Annotated in this window: 16 protein-coding genes; 7 read left to right on the top strand and 9 right to left on the bottom strand. The window is 56.0% G+C overall.

What is annotated here, in order from left to right; all coding sequences use genetic code 11:
• The first annotated feature begins 16 nt into the window (after nt 1-16).
• Genes LF95_RS21055 through LF95_RS21045 form a run of 3 tightly spaced genes read left to right on the top strand, consistent with a single transcriptional unit; the run spans nt 17 to nt 5,305 of the window.
• Nucleotides 17-1,549, top strand: coding sequence for a TolC family outer membrane protein (locus LF95_RS21055; protein ID WP_073957181.1), 1,533 nt, complete (start codon nt 17-19; stop codon nt 1,547-1,549).
• Nucleotides 1,546-4,005, top strand: a complete 2,460-nt coding sequence (locus LF95_RS21050) for a type I secretion system permease/ATPase (protein ID WP_073957180.1) — start codon at nt 1,546-1,548, stop codon at nt 4,003-4,005. Before LF95_RS21055 ends, LF95_RS21050 begins: the two co-directional genes overlap by 4 nt.
• A complete protein-coding gene (locus LF95_RS21045) occupies nt 3,992-5,305 on the top strand; it encodes an HlyD family type I secretion periplasmic adaptor subunit (RefSeq protein ID WP_073957179.1) in 1,314 nt (437 codons plus the stop codon). Before LF95_RS21050 ends, LF95_RS21045 begins: the two co-directional genes overlap by 14 nt.
• Before the next feature lie 46 nt (nt 5,306-5,351).
• On the opposite strand, the gene LF95_RS21040 is transcribed toward LF95_RS21045, so the two are convergent.
• Nucleotides 5,352-5,822 (bottom strand): Lrp/AsnC family transcriptional regulator, encoded by a 471-nt coding sequence (locus tag LF95_RS21040; protein ID WP_073957178.1) that lies wholly within the window; start codon nt 5,820-5,822, stop codon nt 5,352-5,354.
• Between the two features lie 132 nt (nt 5,823-5,954).
• Here LF95_RS21040 and LF95_RS21035 point away from each other — a divergent pair, with 132 nt between their 5' ends.
• Nucleotides 5,955-6,548 (top strand): RBBP9/YdeN family alpha/beta hydrolase, encoded by a 594-nt coding sequence (locus LF95_RS21035; RefSeq protein ID WP_073957177.1) that lies wholly within the window; start codon nt 5,955-5,957, stop codon nt 6,546-6,548.
• A 58-nt stretch (nt 6,549-6,606) separates the two neighbouring features.
• Nucleotides 6,607-7,527 (top strand): LysR substrate-binding domain-containing protein, encoded by a 921-nt coding sequence (locus LF95_RS21030; protein WP_215905722.1) that lies wholly within the window; start codon nt 6,607-6,609, stop codon nt 7,525-7,527.
• Here the strand turns inward: LF95_RS21030 and LF95_RS21025 are convergent.
• Entirely contained in the window at nt 7,506-8,021 is a 516-nt protein-coding gene (locus LF95_RS21025; protein WP_073957175.1) for a cupin domain-containing protein, read from the bottom strand. The two genes, LF95_RS21030 and LF95_RS21025, sit on opposite strands and share 22 nt — an antisense overlap.
• A 161-nt stretch (nt 8,022-8,182) precedes the next feature.
• Between LF95_RS21025 and LF95_RS21020 the strand changes: the two genes are divergently transcribed.
• Nucleotides 8,183-9,127, top strand: coding sequence for an alpha/beta hydrolase family protein (locus LF95_RS21020; RefSeq protein ID WP_073957174.1), 945 nt, complete (start codon nt 8,183-8,185; stop codon nt 9,125-9,127).
• The gene (locus tag LF95_RS21015) at nt 9,120-9,587 is read left to right on the top strand and encodes a GNAT family N-acetyltransferase (RefSeq protein ID WP_073957173.1); all 468 of its coding nucleotides are present in this window, start codon (nt 9,120-9,122) and stop codon (nt 9,585-9,587) included. The genes LF95_RS21020 and LF95_RS21015 overlap by 8 nt, the downstream gene beginning before the upstream one ends.
• Before the next feature lie 59 nt (nt 9,588-9,646).
• Here LF95_RS21015 and LF95_RS21010 read toward each other — a convergent pair whose 3' ends face one another.
• The 7 genes from LF95_RS21010 to LF95_RS20980 all read right to left on the bottom strand — a co-directional run bounded on the left by LF95_RS21010 (nt 9,647) and on the right by LF95_RS20980 (nt 17,217).
• Nucleotides 9,647-11,434, bottom strand: a complete 1,788-nt coding sequence (locus tag LF95_RS21010; protein WP_073957172.1) for an adenine deaminase — start codon at nt 11,432-11,434, stop codon at nt 9,647-9,649.
• Nucleotides 11,431-12,360 carry a nucleoside hydrolase gene (locus LF95_RS21005; protein WP_073957171.1) on the bottom strand — a complete coding sequence of 310 codons (930 nt, stop codon included), beginning with the start codon at nt 12,358-12,360 and terminating at the stop codon, nt 11,431-11,433. Before LF95_RS21005 ends, LF95_RS21010 begins: the two co-directional genes overlap by 4 nt.
• A complete protein-coding gene (locus LF95_RS21000; RefSeq protein ID WP_073957170.1) occupies nt 12,360-13,394 on the bottom strand; it encodes an ABC transporter ATP-binding protein in 1,035 nt (344 codons plus the stop codon). Before LF95_RS21000 ends, LF95_RS21005 begins: the two co-directional genes overlap by 1 nt.
• Nucleotides 13,387-14,166, bottom strand: a complete 780-nt coding sequence (locus LF95_RS20995; RefSeq protein ID WP_073957169.1) for an ABC transporter permease — start codon at nt 14,164-14,166, stop codon at nt 13,387-13,389. Before LF95_RS20995 ends, LF95_RS21000 begins: the two co-directional genes overlap by 8 nt.
• Nucleotides 14,163-14,990 (bottom strand): ABC transporter permease, encoded by an 828-nt coding sequence (locus LF95_RS20990; protein ID WP_073957168.1) that lies wholly within the window; start codon nt 14,988-14,990, stop codon nt 14,163-14,165. Before LF95_RS20990 ends, LF95_RS20995 begins: the two co-directional genes overlap by 4 nt.
• A gap of 131 nt (nt 14,991-15,121) precedes the next feature.
• Nucleotides 15,122-16,141 (bottom strand): ABC transporter substrate-binding protein, encoded by a 1,020-nt coding sequence (locus tag LF95_RS20985; protein WP_073957167.1) that lies wholly within the window; start codon nt 16,139-16,141, stop codon nt 15,122-15,124.
• On the bottom strand, nt 16,138-17,217 hold the full coding sequence (locus LF95_RS20980; protein ID WP_073957258.1) for a LacI family DNA-binding transcriptional regulator: 1,080 nt from the start codon (nt 17,215-17,217) through the stop codon (nt 16,138-16,140). The genes LF95_RS20985 and LF95_RS20980 overlap by 4 nt, the downstream gene beginning before the upstream one ends.
• Between the last annotated feature and the right edge of the window lie 69 nt (nt 17,218-17,286).

Genomic DNA, 17,286 nt, shown 5'->3' with positions numbered 1-17,286 from the left:
TGGTATTTTACCCGGGATGGAAAATAAACTTGCCTGTTTGGTGCTGATGATGGGGATGATCGGCACAATTTTATGGTCGGCCACCCTGCTCGCTGCCCCTGCCGGGGAAAGCGGGGCTAACCCTGCTGCGATCGCGGTACAGGAGGAAAAGGCACGCAAAATTGGCGAGGATGCTGCCGGTAGCACGGCGATGACGCCGCTTTTTCGTGAAATTGCCAAAAGCATGAATGGGTCTGAACGGCTGGTGAATGGTTTTTTGCAGCAGCCTGGGGCGGCTTCTGCCGAAAACGGGGAAAAAAGCAATTTACAAACACCATCGGACCAACCGGATGATTTTGTTGCCAAGGTGCGCCAGGCAGTAGAGACGCATCCCTCAATCCAAAGCACCCTTTATGGCGCCCGCCAGGCAAATGACAGCCTGAATGAAGCAGATGGCGCGCTGTACCCGCAGGTCGATTTTGCCCTGGAGGGGGGATATAACGTTTCGCGGGCTGATAACCGGGCAGGGGCGGATAACGACCCGGACGGGGTGTTATCAGTCAGCCAGCTTTTATATGATGCCGGTGAAACCTTTAACCGCATTGATGCGGCGCGCGAGAATGTCACCGGCAGCAAACATGCCGCCCGCGACACCGCCCAGCAATTTTGCCTGCGGGCGATTTCGGCCTATTTTGATATTGTCCGCCTGCAAACCAAGGTGTTGCTGGCGATTGATAATCGGAACCGGCATGAACTGATTTTCAAAAGTGTCAATGACCGTGCCGCGGGCGGGGCGGGCACAACGGCAGATGTGTATCGCACCGAAGGCCGCCTGGCAGAAGCCAATGCCAATTTGACCGAACTGACCGGTGAGTTGGCGCGGATGCGCGCCAGCTATAAGGAAGTTTTTGGCGATATGCCGACCCATAGGACCCGGCCGGATTACATTCCCGATATTCCCCAAAATGCCGAGAGCGCCCTGCAATATGCGCTGGGTCACAACCCGACCCTTGCGCAAAGCGAGGCGGGCACACGGGCGGCCTCCTTTGAATATGATGCCAGCAAGGCGGCCTGGTACCCCAAGGTTTCGGTGGTGGTGGAAGGGCGGCAATATGACCTGTCCGAACCGCGTGGCAGCGACAATGAAATGCGGTTTTATGTGCGCTTTAGCTATAATCTGTTTGACGGCGGCAGCGACCAGGCCCGCGAAAGCCGGGCATCAAACCGTTTGTCGCAGGCCAAAGAACGCGAACGCCAGTCGCGCCTGGAACTGGAACGCCAGATTGCCAGCTCTCTTAGCGATATTGCCACCCGCGAACAGCGCCTGCATGCCCTGTCATTGGCCGCCCGGGCCGAGAAAGAAACCTTCCTGACCTATCTGGATCTGTTTTCAATCGGGCGGCGGGATCTGGTCGATGTGCTGGATAGCCAGCGCGAATTTTACCAGACCGCCAGTGCCCTGATTGATGCCCGCGTGATGGCGGACCTGTCGCGCTATGTGTTGTTGTCCCTGACCGGCGAGCTGTTGCCCCGTTTCGGTCTGGAAGATTTTGGCTGGGGGATGCAATGAACCAATCGCTAGGTCGTTTAAAGCCGGTAACAGGTACATCCAAACAGGATGCGACGGATGATGTGCAAGATGATGTACACAGCGAAAGTGCTGCGTCATCTCCGGCAGGGGCAGGGGCAGGGGCAGCGCCAAACCGGGTCGATTATGTTGAACAGTGTCTGGTTTATTTATGCCGCCATTACGACATGTCGGTCACGGTCAATCATTTCCGCAATCTGGCCGATGGCATGCAGGAAACCGGCCCGCAAGGCTTTGCCGAGATGGCGCGCAAGGTCGGGCTGGCCTGCATTGCGGGTGATGTGAAACTTGAAACCCTGACCCACACAACCCTGCCGGTTGCAGCCTTTCTGGATGACGGCAAGGTTGTTGTGATTGTCAGCCGCGAAGGCCCGCACAAGCTGGCGGTGTATGACCCGGATTATGGCGATGCGCCAGTGATGATGTCGGTTGCCGATTTGCGCGGGGTGTTTAGCGGCCTTGGCATTGCCGTGCGCCCCTATTTTCGCGAAAGCCGCCATGTAGACCATCAATTGGAAAAACGGGGTCGGCACTGGTTCTGGTCGGCGCTGGGTAAAAACAAACCGATCTATTTTCAGGTGATTATTGCCGCCGCCCTGACCAACTTTTTAAGCCTGACGGTCTCGCTATTTACGATGGTGGTTTATGACCGCATCCTCCCCAACGAGGCGATTGATTCGCTGATTGCAATGACGGTCGGCGTCGGTTTTGCCATTTGTTTTGATTTCATCATCAAGATGCTGCGCGCGCATTTTATCGACCGGGCAGGGATAAAGGCCGATCAAGAAATTGGCAGCGAGATTTTTGATCATTTGCTGGAAATGCAAATGAAGGATCGGCGCGGGTCATCGGGGGCATTTGCCAATACCCTGCGCGAATTTGAAACATTGCGCGAATTTTTTACCTCCGCCTCGCTGGTCGCGCTGGTGGATATTCCGTTCATCGTGCTGTTTTTGTTTGTTATTTACGGCATTGGTGGGCCGCTGGTGCTGGTCCCGGCCATTGCGGTGCCGACCATCATCATTCTGGGCATTGCCGTGCAGCCCCTGTTGGCGCGTTATGCCCAGTCCGCCTTTGAAGAAGGGCAGACCAAGCAGGGCGTGCTGGTGGAAACCATATCCGGGCTGGAAACGGTAAAAACATCGGGCGCGGCCCGCCTGATGCGCCAACGCTGGAAAGACAGCCTGAAATTCCAGGCCGGTGTGGGCGCGCGCAGCCGCCGTATTTCACATATGGTTGTGAATATGACGGCATCAGCTCAGCAGATTTCGCAAATTGGCATTGTCGTGTTTGGCGTTTTCCTGATTGCGGCGGGCGAAACCTCGATGGGTGCGCTTGTCGGTTCCGTGATCCTTGTGGGGCGGGCATTGGCCCCGCTGGGGCAAATTGCACAAACGCTAACACGGCTAAACCAGGTGCGGACATCTTATCGCAATTTGAACGGGTTGATGAAACAATCTACCGAACGCCAGGATGGGCGGCATTATTTGTCGCGTCCGCGCCTCGCGGGGCGGATTGAATTTCAGAATGTCAATTTTTCCTATCCCGGGCAAAATGTCGCGGCCCTGCGCGATGTATCGTTTGTGATTGAACCGGGCGAGAAAATCGCCCTTCTGGGGCGGATAGGATCGGGTAAAAGCACGATTTTGCGGCTGATGCTGGGGCTTTATGAACCTGATAGCGGATCGATCCTGATTGATGGCACCGACATTCGCCAGATCGACCCGGCAGATTTGCGGGCCAATATTTCAGCAGTGTTGCAGGATGCCTGGCTTTTTTCCGGCACGGTAAAACAGAATATCTCGGTCGGGGCCTTTCGCCCCAATGACGAAGAAATTTTGCGCGCAGCCAGCCTTTCCGGGGCGCATGATTTTATCAGCCGCCACCCTAGTGGCTATGATTTGATGATCCAGGAACGTGGCGAGGGCCTGTCGGGCGGGCAGCGGCAATCCATTTCGCTGGCACGCGGGCTGGTGGGGGCACCCCCGGTTTTGCTGATGGACGAACCCACCAGCATGATGGACATGCAAACCGAACAACTGGTGGTGAACCGCCTGCGTGCAGAAGCCAAGGACCAAACCATTCTGGTTGTCACCCACCGGCCCAGTATGCTGGATCTGGTTGATACGGTGCTGGTGCTTGATGCCGGGGCGGTGGTGGCGCGTGGCCCCAAATCGATTGTCAATAAACAGGCCCCGGCAGCGGCGGGGGCCACAGATGATAATGACAAGCCAGAACCGCCAACAACAGATGGCGCAGAAAGTTCATCCCCGCGCCCCGGTGAAGACGCCTCGTCTGAAGACAAACCGGCTTCTGTGACGGCGATAAATTCTGGTGCAACAAAACGTCGTCCCTTCGCCAGAATTGTGCGCCACAGAGTTGCGGGAGAAGACACCGCGATGATGGAAGAAAAGGAGACCGGCAATGGCAAAGCGTGATTTGAATGCCGCCATTATCCGCCAGATCAATGGTCGCAAATCCATTTTTTCCGGTTGGGCTTTGTTGAGTGTGATTGGTCTGTTCCTTGCCTGCATGGTCAGTTGGGCCGCTGTGGCCGAGGTGGACGAGGTCACACGCGGGTCGGGCAAAATTATTCCATCGCAGGATTTGCAAAAGGTGCAAACCATGCACGGCGGCATGATCAAGGATATGCTGGTGCATGAAGGGCAGCGGGTACAACGCGGCGATTTGTTGCTGGTACTTGATACCACGGCCTCACAAAGCGAATATAACCAGCTTGAACAGAAAAAATTCGCCCTGCAGGCGCAGATTGAACGCCTGACGGCAGAAATCAAGGGGGCTGACCTTGCATTTTCGCCGGGATTGGAACAAAGCGCCCCTGCTGTGACCCTGACCCAGCAACGCCTTTTTGAAGGCCGCCGGTCCGAACTGGCATCCGAACTGGCGGTTTTGGAACAGCAAAAGCGCCAGAAGATCAAGGAAATGAGCGAGGCGCAAAGCGAGCTTGATACCGCGACCGAAGGGCTTGTTTTTTCGCAGTCCGAAATCAGCATGATCCAGCCGCTGGTGGAACGCGGGATCGAACCGAAACTGTCGCTAATTCAGCTCCAGCGCACCCATGCCGAATTGCAGGGCAAACAGCAGACCGCAAAAATCCGTATAGAACGGTTAAACCTGGCGCTGGCTGAAATTGCCGAACGGTTCAAAACCATGCACGAAACCTTCCGCAAGGAGGCATTGCAGGAACTTTCCAAAGCAACGGCGGAGCTGGCCGAACTGGAACAAAGCCTTCCGGCCTATGCCAGCAAGGTGGAACGGTCCGAGATCCGCTCCCCGGTGGATGGCATTGTGAACCAGATTTTAAAAACCACCATTGGCGGCGTTGCCCAGCCCGGTGAGTCGCTTGTTGAAATTGTGCCGGTTGATGATGATTTTCTGGTCGAAGCCCATATCAAACCCGCCGATATCGGCTTTTTGCATCCGGGCCAGCGGGTTAAGGTCAAGCTGACGGCCTATGATTTTGCCCGCTATGGCTCGCTCGATGGGGAGCTTTCAACCATTGGCGCCGATGCCATTGAGCTGCCCGAAACAAAGGAGCCGGTTTACCCGGTGGTGGTGCGGGTGTTTTCCCGCCTGACCGATGCCAGCGGCAAGCCGCTGGATATTGTTCCGGGCATGATTGCGGAAATCAATATTCTGACCGGCAGTAAAACCGTTTTGAATTACTTTGTCGAACCGGTGGTCAAGGTCAAGAAAAACGCCTTTACCGAAAGCTGATCGTACCGGTTTTGGGCGCGGTAGAACCGTGGTGGTGCTGCGCCCGTTATCCGGGATGTCGATATTGTATCAGCGCCGACCCAATCGGTTTGGCCGGTTCGGACCGCAAAACCAGCGATGTTGTAACCGCCCCGTGGCGGGCGATGCGATCAACGATGGATTCAAGGTCGCCCGGTGTTGGCACCAGCACCTTTAACATAAAACAATCCTCGCCGGTCAGGCGGTGCACTTCGATGATATGGGGCATGCGGGCAAAATCGCGCAGGCAGGGCTGGATATGTTCATGGGTGGTTTTCAGGCGGATAATCGCCATTAACCCCAATCCCAGTGCCGCCGGGTCAATGCGTGCGCCATAGCCGGTAATGATACCGCGTTCTTCCAGCCGTTTGACCCGTTCGGACATGGCGGGTTGTGACAGGCCAATACGCCGCCCCAGTTCCGACAGCGGGGTGCGGGCATTTTCCTGCAGGGCTTCAATAATCGCAATATCAAGCCGGTCGATTGTGGGCTGTTTCATCTGTTGTAATCCCGCTGAAAACCGTTAAATCATCGGAAAATTCAAACATCTACCGATGACTTGCCATATACGTTTTGTGAATATTAGCCATAATTAACGCCATCAGTGATGGATTTTTCAGCGATGGCATAGATGCAAAACCCGATTGTGATTTTGCCCGGTATTGGCGGGTCTGGGGATGACCACTGGCAAAGCATATGGGAAGGCCGCTGGCGTGCGGAAAACCGCAAGGTTGTTCGCCTGTCACCGCCAAACTGGGATGAACCCGGGCTTGAAGACTGGCTGGTCGCCCTTGATGATGCCCTAAAACATATCGGCGAAGAACCTGCCGTGCTGGTGGCACACAGCCTTTCCTGCCTGTTGGTGGCCCACTGGGCGGCACAGCGGGCTGATAAGGCTAGCGATCAGGTTTTGGGGGCGTTTCTGGTGGCGGTACCAGATCCTGACGGCCCGGCCTTTCCGTCGCAGGCGGCATCATTTCAGTCTGTCCCCCGCGACCCATTGCCGTTTGCCACCTTGCTGGTCGGAAGCCAGAATGACCCTTACGGGGCGGTGGATTATGTCAAACGCTGCGCCCAAGACTGGCGTGCCGCCTGCGTGATGGCCGGAGCGTTAGGGCACATCAATACCGCCAGCAATCTTGGTGACTGGCCCCAGGGCCAGGATTTGTTAACCGCATTTTGCGCGGGTTTGACATCACATTGCCATTTCGGCACAGGGCTGTAAGAATTCTGTATTCATATCCAGGGAACAGTCAGACAGGATGGATCACCCGGAAAAATCGATGCGGTTGAATGTGCCATTGAATGCCTTGCGCGCCTTTGAGGCGGCAGCACGGCATTTATCGGTAAAGGATGCCGCATTTGAATTGGGGGTTACGCCATCTGCGATCAGTCATCAGATCAGGATACTGGAAAATATTCTGGGTGTCGAACTGCTGCGCCGTGCCGGGGCCGGGCTGGAACTGACCGAAACCGGAGAAAAACTGGTACCCGATTTAACGGATGGTTTCGGCCGGATTATCCATGCCGTGAGCAATTTGCGAGATCAATCTGTGCTGGGGCCGTTGCGCTTATCCATGTTGCCGACATTTGCCGCGCATTGGCTCTCGCCCCGTTTGGTTCAGTATCCTTTTGAAAAGGCAGGGTTTGAATTGCTGATTTCCACCAGTCAGCAGGCGGTGGATTTGCAGGCGGGTGTCGCCGATAGTGCCATTCGCCACGGGCAGGGGCAGTGGCCCGGCCTTGCGGCGGATTTGCTGTTTAACGAAAGCGTGACGCTTCTGGGCAAGCCCGAAATGGCGCGGGGCAGTACAGATGACATTCGCGCACGGATCGGCCAGGCCAACCTGTTTTTATCCCAGCATCGGCGCGGGAATTTTGCCAACTGGAATGCAACGCTGCCCGGCGGGCCTGTTACGCCCGCTGCAATAACATATGTTGATTCCGCCGGGCTGGGTTTGCGTGCCGCCATTGACGGGGCCGGTATGACACTTGCCAGCGGCGAAATTGCCGCCAGTGATATTGCCTCAAACCGACTGGCCCCGTTATTGCCGCACAAGGTTGCATCGGGTGCCGGATATTACCTGGTTTATCCCGACCGCCTGAAACGGGACCGGCGATTGCGCAATTTGCGACAATGGCTGTTGGATATTGTTGATCAAGCTCCCGCTCATACCTCTGCTCACACCTCGCCCTCCCAGTAATCGACCGCATCGCGGGTTGCAAAATTAAGCGACAGGCGGCGTTTTGCCTTGTCACCCCCCGGTGCGGCACCGGCAAAAAGGGCCACCTTGCCGGAATCCGGGTATTCCAGAATATCGGGTTCGTTCATGCTGCTAATCGCGATATAGCGCAGCGGGCCATTGTCATCGGCCTGCAGCTGATGGGCGGTTTCCGGCCCACCTGCCGGGCAGACAATGACTCTCCCCGGTCCGACCGGCCAGTGAGTGTCGCCAAAGCGCAAGGTGCCGCCGCCAGCAAGAATGACAAACATTTCGTCATTGGCATGATGGCAATGAAAGGGCCATGCCTTTTTACCCGCTGGAACATCGACCAGCCGCGCCCCCAGCTTGCTTGCGCCCAGCGGGGCGGCAATGGCGGCAAAGGCGGCGGCAAAATTTTGCCCGTTTGTTTGCGGTGTGAGCTCAAGATTATCAAGGTGAATAACGGGGCAGGAAGCGGGTTTGTCCTGTTTCATGGCGCGTCTCCGATAATATGATCCGTTATCAAAGATCAATCCGGGGGTAGTTTGCAATTGAGGATGTCTCAACTTGTCACGAGAAAACATCAATTGCATTTGCCCGCCAATGCCGGTCACTATCGACGTGTCTGTTTGGGTTTGGCGAAAGGGGGACTGCCATGATGCAAAAAGCAGACCCGGTTCGCTTTACCACCCATACACAGGATGGCGTGGCGATTTCCGGGTTTGAATGGCGATGTGACAACCGGGATGAAGCATGGCGTCGCCCGGTTGTTATTATTTGTGCGGCAACAGCGGTGCGGTGCAAATATTACGCCCGTTTTGCCGCCTATTTGCACCGTAACGGGTTTGATGTTCTGACATTTGATTATCGTGGTATCGGAGAATCCCGGCCTGCCCGTTTGCGCGGTTTTGCTGCCGGTTGGGGGGATTGGGGCTTTTTTGATGTTGAAAGCATATTGCACTATGCCAGCGTGCGGTTCCCCCGCCAGCCCGTTTATGCTGTGGGTCATTCGATTGGTGGTTTTGCCCTGGGCCTGGCACCGTCCAGCCATATGTTTAAACATGTGGTCACAGTGGGTGCGCAATTTGCCTATTGGCGCGATTACGCGCGGGAACTCCGCCGCCGCATGTATCTGAAATGGCATGTTTTTATGCCGCTCCTTACCCGGTCTATCGGGTATTTCCCCGGCGCAAGGCTGGGCTGGCTGGAAGATGTACCGGCCCATGTGGTGCGCGATTGGAGCAAAATGGGCCCCCGTGTGGAAAAAAGCCTGTCATCGGCTGTTGCCGCCGCCCGGCTGGAGCAGAATTTTGCCGCTATCAATGCCGAATTACTGGCAATTGGCCTGACGGACGACCCGTTTGGTACGGTTGCCGCCGTTGAACGGCTGCTTGGATATTATCGCGCCTCAAACCGGACTCATTTGCGCATTGCGCCGGGGGATGTTGGTGTTGAGGCGATTGGTCATTTCGCCTTTTTTCATGACCGGTTTGAAGCCAGTTTATGGCCCGTTGCACTACACTGGCTTCAAAATGGCAGCTTGCCAGATGACACGCCAGGGACCATCCTTATGTCGCATCAGAAAGAAAAACATGATTGAAATTTTGCAGGCAAAACCGTCTCATCGGCCCGGTTGGGAGGCATTGTGGCGCCAGAATATCGTCCATTTTGGCGCACCTGACATGACAGACGACGTTATCGATACATTATGGCAGCGCATTCTGGACCCGGATCACCCCATGCAGGCGTGGCTGGCGGTGGATCCATCCGGGCATCAGGCAAATGCCAGCACCGTGGCAGGGTTGGCGCACATCATTGTGCATCCGCATACCTTTTCATTGCGCAATGTCGCCTATCTGGAAGATTTGTGGGTTTCGGGTGATCAGCGGGGCAATGGTATTGGCAGCCAGATGATAGAAGCCGTGATCAAGGCTGCCAAAGACCAGGATTGGGGCCGTTTATATTGGCTTACCGCCGGGGATAATATTGGTGCCCAGCGCCTGTATGACCGCCTGACAGACCGTGTGGATGCGGTTTTATATAAAATTGATACGGCTTGATTGGCCTGATTATATGCAGTTCGGGCTATGGCGGATTACGCGCCATAGCCCGGCTGGTTTTAGGACAGAATTTCCAGAACCGGTGTTTCCAGCACCGTATCGCTGATCACATCAGCAATGCCCCGGTCGGTTTGGTGCGGGCCGATATTGCAGGCCAGCGTGGCGCCAAACAGAGCCTTGAACACAAGGTAGGGCGGGTTCCAGTCCACAATCTTGTCGGTTGCCGCGCGGATGGCGGCAAATTGATCGGCAGTTTCCTGCATCGATGTTTCGGTTAGCAACCCGCAAAGCGGCAGGGGCAACAGGGCGTCTATTTTGCCTTTCGAGGCAACGGCCATGCCGCCGCCTGCGGCAATCACGGCATTGGCCGCAACGGCCATATCCTCGGCATTGCCACCAAAAACCGTCAGGTTGTGGCTGTCGTGCGAAACGCTGGTGCATACCGCACCGCGCCAGTGTCCCCAGCCGGTCAGCAGGCCAACGCGCGGTTGGCTGTCGGCTTTGCCGTGGCGGTGGGCAACGGCGATAAGGGTTGCTTCTTCGGGCGGGATGACAAAACCATCCTTGACCGGGGCCTCAACTTCACCCCAGCGGGTAAAGCGGGGCTGGTCAATGGTGGCAAGGCGCACCTTGTTGCCACTGGCACGGATGCGGAAATCATCGGCGGAAAGGGCCGGGATTTTCATGGTGTTATGCAAAATGCCAGGGTCTTTTGCCGGGGCGGGTTCACAGATGTCACCGTTATTGGCAACCAGTTTGCCATTGGCAAAAACATGGCTGGCGGAGAAATTCTCCAGATCATCAAACAGGACGATATCACCCCGTCGGCCCGCAGCAATCAGCCCCAAATCATCGCGCTTAAGATGCGATGCCGCGTTCAGGGTTGCTGCCCGCAAGGCCCAAATGGCAGGCATGCCGTAGGATACCAACCGGCGGACAACATCATCCAGCCCGCCCTTTTGTGCCAAATCATCGGGAAAAACATCATCGGTACAAAGCGATACTGTTTGCGGCATAAAGCCCAGTTCGTTCAGGGTTTTGACAAACCCCGGTAAAAGATGATCGTGCGACCCGCGCATTTCAACATGAATACCGGCGCGCAATTTTTCCATCAAATCTTCGTTTGAGGTCAGTTCATGGTCGGAACTGACACCGGCGGTCATGAAGGCCTGAAGGTCGGTTCCGCTCAGCCCACGGGCATGACCACACACCATTTTACCCGATGTCAGCCCGGCCTGCATGATATGTGTCATACGGCTGGTGCGGTTAATAACACCCCGCATATTCATGACTTCGGCCAAACCGGCAATGCCCGGCCAGCTTAAAATATCGGCCAGGGCCGAGCCGTCAAAATCCGCACCCGAAATTTCAAGCCCAGGTGCCGCCGGAACGCAGGAAGGGGCCAAAACCAGCGCACGCAAGGGCAGGTTACGGGTGGCATCAACGGCCCATTTTACGCCGTCCTTGCCCAGGACATTGCCCAATTCATGCGGGTCCCAGACAATGGTGGTTACACCGCGCGGCACAACGGTTTGCGCATAAATGGCCGGTGTCACCATCGAACTTTCAACATGCAAATGCGTGTCGATCAGGCCCGGGGTAATGAATTTCCCGCTGGCATCGATGGTTTGTTGCGCCTGTTTAAATTGGCCGGGTTGATGCACACTGGCGATCAGCGGGCCAACCAGGCCAATATCGGCCGCACGAATTTCGCTTGTGACCATATCAACAACCTGGCCGCCAATGATCAGCACATCAAAGGGCGCATCGCCTCTGGCGGCGGCAATGGCGCGGCTGCGCAGGGCTTCGTTATTCAGGTCGGCTGGTTCGCTGGTTCTGGTGTTCATTTTTTTGCTTCTGCTTGCAGGGCGCTGAAAATCATGTCGCGGGCGGCCGTGGCATTGACACGCACCGCATAGGCGCCGTTCTTGGGCGATGCTGGCCTTGGATCAACAATCGTGCGTCCCCGCGACGGGCCGCTATTTAAATCAACCGTGATATGGGCCGGGGCAAATTCGATTACGTCATTATTGGTCAGCGCGATGGCGGCACAGGGGTCAAACAGGGCCATTGCCGTGCGGCCCCGTTTTAGGGCGATTGTGATGTAACCTTCTGTCAGGTCGGCCAGAAGGGCGGCATTTTGGCCCCCGGCATGGCGAATGGCGGGAACATCATCGGGTTGTGCCAGGACCTGCCGGCACAAATCCAGGTCCACCATGCGAAAGGGAACCGTGTGGGCCAGCACAATTGCCAGGGCCTCCGGGTCGGCAAAGGCGTTATATTCCGCCGATGCCGTGTGGTTGCCCAGGCTGACGGCACCGCCCATCCAGGTGATTTGGTCAATTTTTGCGGCCAGTTCTGGCCGGGCCAGCAACAGGGCGGCAATATTGCCCAGCGGCCCCAGGGCCAGGATGTGACGTGCATTCCCTGCCGGGGCCGGGTTTTGCAGCCATTCACACAGGGCATCAAAGGCTGGCTTGGCCGGTTTTAACGTGGCATCGGGCAGAGTTTTGCCAACGGATAACATGCCGGTGGGCCCCATGATGCGTTCGGCGGTTTCAAGCGTTCCTAGTGTTGCGCAATCGCGCCCCTGATGAATGGGGAATTGCCAGCCAAACAGGCTGGCGGCTGCGGCAGCATTGCGGGCAACCTGTGGCAAAGGGCAATTGCCCGCCACCAGCGACATGCCATCAATTGTCTTGCCACCGTGGATGACGCACAGCACAGCGGCGATGTCGTCAAAGCCCATGTCGGTGTCAATCCAGATACCCATTACAGGCCCCCAAAGCGCGCAAGCGGCGCTGCCTTTTTTACATTTAAATCAAAGGCAACGTCGCTGCCAAACGGGTGAACCGGCAGGCTGGCGTCGCATTCGGCCTTGATTTGCCCCAGCGGGGTATCTAACAGATATTCCCGTGTGCCACCGGCAAAGGATGTACCGCGTACCGTGCCGCGATAGGGGCCGGAGCCCAGGGCGATGGTACCCGGCCGCCAGGCAAGCCCTTTGGTATTGCAGGGAACCGTACCGTGCAGATCAATTTCCTGATCGCCGGTTTTCAGCATGCCGTTATGCAGGGCAAAGACATTTTCAAAACCGACAAAATCGGCAACAAAATCTGAAACCGGGTTGTTATAAATTTGTTCGGGCGTGCCGATCTGTTCGATCAGGCCGTCTTTCATCACAATAATCCGGTCCGCCATTGCCAGGGCTTCGACCTGGTCGTGGGTGACGAAAATCATGGTCACACCGCTTTCCTTTTGCACGCGCTGCAATTCGGTGCGCATTTCAAGGCGCAGGCGGGCATCCAGGTTGGAAAGGGGTTCGTCTAGCAGCAGGACTTTGGGTTCCATGACCATTGAGCGCGCCAGCGACACACGCTGTTGTTGCCCGCCCGAAAGTTCGGCTGGTTTGCGGGTGGTGAATTTTTCAAGACCCACGGTTTTTAGGCCCTGTTTAACCCGCGTATCCAGATCATTGCCCTTAACCCCCATCAGGCGCAGGCCAAAGGCCACGTTTTCATAAACGTTTAAATGCGGAAACAGGGCATAGGACTGAAATACCAGCCCGACAGGCCGTTTGTTGGCAGGCGTTCTGGTAATATCCACTCCATCCAGGCGAATGGTGCCCGATGACGGGGCCAGCAAACCGGCAATGGCCCGCATGGTGGTGGTTTTCCCACAGCCCGACGGGCCCAGCAGGGCCACCAGTTCGCCCTTGCCAATGTCCAGATCCATTTCTGGCACGGCAACGTTTTTGCCATAAGAAAGGGTCAGTTTTTCAAGGCTGAGAAATTTTGCATCAGACATAGCGGGAAAATCCTAGGAAACGTTCGGCCAGAAACACAATACCCAGCGACATGAAAGCCAGCAGGGCCGACAGCGCCGCAACCGACGGGTCGTAAGTGATTTCCATATAGGCCAGCATATCAATGGGCAGGGTGCGCACACCGGGCCCGGATAAAAACAGCGACACCGGCACCTGATTAAAACTGGTGACAAAACCCAGAATGAAGGCCGCCAAAATACCACCGCGAATATTGGGCAACACCACGCGGAAAAATGCCCCCATGCGCGATGCCCCCAGCAAAACGGCGGCTTCTTCGATGTCGGATCGCAAATTGGTCAGGCTGGCGGAAACAACCCGCACGGCATAGGGCAAAATAAGCGCAGTATGGGCGACAAACAGGGCAAACAGAATGCCGGTGTTAAACGGCACGACAAAGTAACGCAGCAGCGCCAAACCCACGATAATGCCGGGCACAATAATGGGCGATGATACGATGGTACGGATGGTTTCGGTGCCCGGTACCTTGTAACGCGATAGCGCATAGCTGGCGGGAACGCCCAAAATCAGCGCCATCAGGGTACCGCCAATGGCCAGAAACATCGAAATGCCAAAACTTTGACGGAAACTTTCGATTTCAAAAACCTTGAACACCCAGCGCAGCGACAGGCCCTGTGGCGGAAAGGCAAGGGTTTCACCGGCGGAAAGCGACGCGGCAATAATAATGGCAAACGGGCCGATCAAAAACGCCAGCACCAGCAGCAAAACGATGGGGGAAAACAGGCGTGATGTCATTTCTTGTTCCTCGCCGTTGCCAAACGTTTGAGCAGCAGGTTCGCCGAAAAGGCCATGACGATCAGGATCAGGGCTATCACGCTGGCCGATACAAAATCATTGGCAACGGTCACGCGCTGATACATCAGGGTTTCCAGCATCAAAACCTTGGACCCACCCAGGATGGCCGGGGTGATATAGGCGGTCATGGAGCCGGTAAAAACCAGGGTGCCACCAATAACCAGCCCTTCGCGGGTGAGCGGCAAAATCACGCGGGTAAAAACCTGCAACCAGTTGGCACCCAGAACCCGGGCGGCAGGCACGGCATCGCGCGGCATGTTTTCCAGCGCACTGATCAGCGAAATGATCATAAGCGGCAAAAACAGTTGCAGCAGGCCAATGAAAACGGCGGTTTCGGTAAACAGGAACCGGATGGGTTCATCGCTTAGGCCAACGGCCACTAGCGCCTTGTTGACAAAACCGGTACGTCCCAAAATGACCAGCCAGGCATAGGTTCGGGCGACAGGTGAAATCATCAGCGGTAAAACCACCAGCCCGGTGACACGGCCCTTGCCCTTGGCAGGCAGGTTGACAATGGCAAAGGCCGCCGCATAGCCAATGACGGCCGATGCCGCTGTCACCATTGCCGCCAGTTTCAGGGTGCGAAAAAACACCGCCTGATTAAGCGAATGGGAAAAGAAATCAATATAGGCCTGGATAGACCAGCCATCAGCCGTGCGAAACCCTTCGGACAGAAGGATCATCACGGGAACCAGAAAAACGGCTCCGGCAAAAACGGCGGCAGGCAGGACCAGTGCAATGGCTTCGGCCCGGTTTTGAAACATTTTGGGTGCTCTGTCGGGGTGGTCATTGGACGCCTTGCCTGATGGCACGACGGGGGCTTGTTTTTATTCGGCACTTCGCGGACGTTGTCGCAAGATGGCAGGGTACCCGATGGTACCCTGCCGCCCTTGTTTTACTGGCCGACTTTTTCGTTCCACTGTTCCAGCCAGGCATCACGATGATCAATCATGACGTCGGACGGGATCAAATGCAGGTTGGCCACCGTATCGGCACCATAGGTCAGGTTATCGGCAATTTCTTCGGAAACCTTGACATCCTTGTTGGCCGGGCTATCGACCAGGCCTTCGGCAAGTTTGGTCTGAATGTCGGTTGACAGCCAGAAATCCATGAATTGCAGGGCAAGGTCACGATGCTTGCTGCCTTTGGTCAGAACCATCACATTCATGCCGCCTGACTGGCCTTCTTTCGGGGTTGCCCATTTGATCGGCAGGTCCATTTTGGAAAAGCCCTTCCAGGCGAAACGGCCAATGGGGGCCGCCCAGATTTCTTCCTGCTGCATCAATTGCACAAGCTGGGAAGAACGCACGTAGAATGTAACAATGTCATCCTTGTGCTTGCCGACTTCCTCGATCGGCGCCTTCAGGCTGGCATCGTCATCCCCCATGGCCTTGCCCAGCATATAAAGCACAAGCGGCCCCTGGCTGGTGGTGATGTTGGGCAGGGCGACATGGCCCGCCAGTTTGTCTGAAAGCAGGTCTTTCCAGGATGTAATGTCAACCTTGTCGGACCGATAGGCAATCGAGGTGCTGTAAAAGGTGTAACCAACGCTGTGACCATCCCCGTTCGGGTCTTTGGCGATGTCATAAAGTTTGTCAAAGTTTTCCAGCTTGGAAGTGTCGATTGTGTCGGTCAGGTCTTTGCGGTTTGCCGCAAGCGCATCCTGGGATGTCATAACAGCCAGATCGACAACCGGGTTATCCTTGTTGGCTTCCATTTTGGCAAGGCGCTCGACCGAGTTGCCGGTTTCAACAACCAGTTCACAACCGCATTTTTCCTCGAACGGTTTATAGAGGATTTCCTTAAACGCATCCTGGGCAAAGCCGTAAACCGAAATTGTCAGTTTGTTTTCGTCGGCGTGCGCCGCGTTAAGCGACAGCATCAGTGCACAGGAAGCCAGCAGCAGTTTTTTCACAACGTCTCTCCATTGGAATCGGGTGTTTGGTCAAGAGGGGCGGGGCCGGTGGAGGACCGAATGATCAGTTCCATCGGAACCCTGGACGTATCAGCCATGACGGTATCGGGGACCGTTCGTTTTTTTTGCGAGGGTGTTTTGGACTTGGGATCACGGTTGCCATTGATTTCATCTATCAGGGCGGCAACTGCAATATTGGCAATTTGTACCATATTCATTCGCAATGTGGTTAGTGCGGGGCTGATAACCGGCGAAAAAATCAGGTCATCAAAGCCGGTCACGCTCACCTGGGTGGGAACCTGAAAGCCTGCTGTTTGAAGTTCGGTCAGAACCCGTAAGGCCAACAGGTCGGATACTGTTGCGATCGCACTCACACCTTCGGCGATCCGTTCGGCCAGGTGCAGGGATGCTGTTGCGCCATCCTTGCGTAAAAGCGGCTGCAGCCAGACGGTTTGGCACGCAATATCGCGCTTAAAGGCGGCCTTCATGCCGCCAATGCGGTCATTTTGCACATTCGATGCCGGGTCATTGCCCAAAAGCAGCATGTTTTTATGGCCCAGATCCATCAGATGGCGGGCAATTTGTTCGCCAGCATTCCAATGATCGGCCGATACGGTGTTGCCAGGGGTGGAGGGCGTATCGATCATTGCGACAGGACAGCCCACCGTGCCAATGCGTGTGCCACGGCGGGGAATAACAATAAGTCCGTCTACTCCGCGTTCGATCAGCCGGCCGATGGCATCGGTCTGGGTGGTGACGTCGTCGCGGGAATCGGCAATCAGCACGCCATAATCATTGGCCGCCGCCGCACGTTCCATCGCCTGGGCAATTTGCGGGAAAAGCGGATTGCCAATATCGGGCAGAACCAGCCCCAAGACTCCGGATCGTCCTGTGCGCAAGGCCCGCCCAGCGCGGCTGGGGACATAGCCCATTTCGCTGGCTTTTTTGCGGATTTTCTTAACCAGATCGGCCGACACCCGCCCCTTGCCCGAGAGGGCATTGGAAACGGTGGCCGAAGAAACCCCAAGGGCCTCGCCTATTTTGGTCAGATTTGGGCCTGTCCGCTTGCCAGCCATTTTATGCTCGAATGTAACGTTTGCAAAAACGATGATTAATCGATTAACCAAACGCTAGTCGAGTCTTTT

The sequence above is a fragment of the Thalassospira sp. TSL5-1 genome, assembly GCF_001907695.1.
Lineage (GTDB): Bacteria > Pseudomonadota > Alphaproteobacteria > Rhodospirillales > Thalassospiraceae > Thalassospira.
Note: the sequence above shows the minus strand (reverse complement) of the source record. Positions and strands in the feature narration are given on the sequence as shown.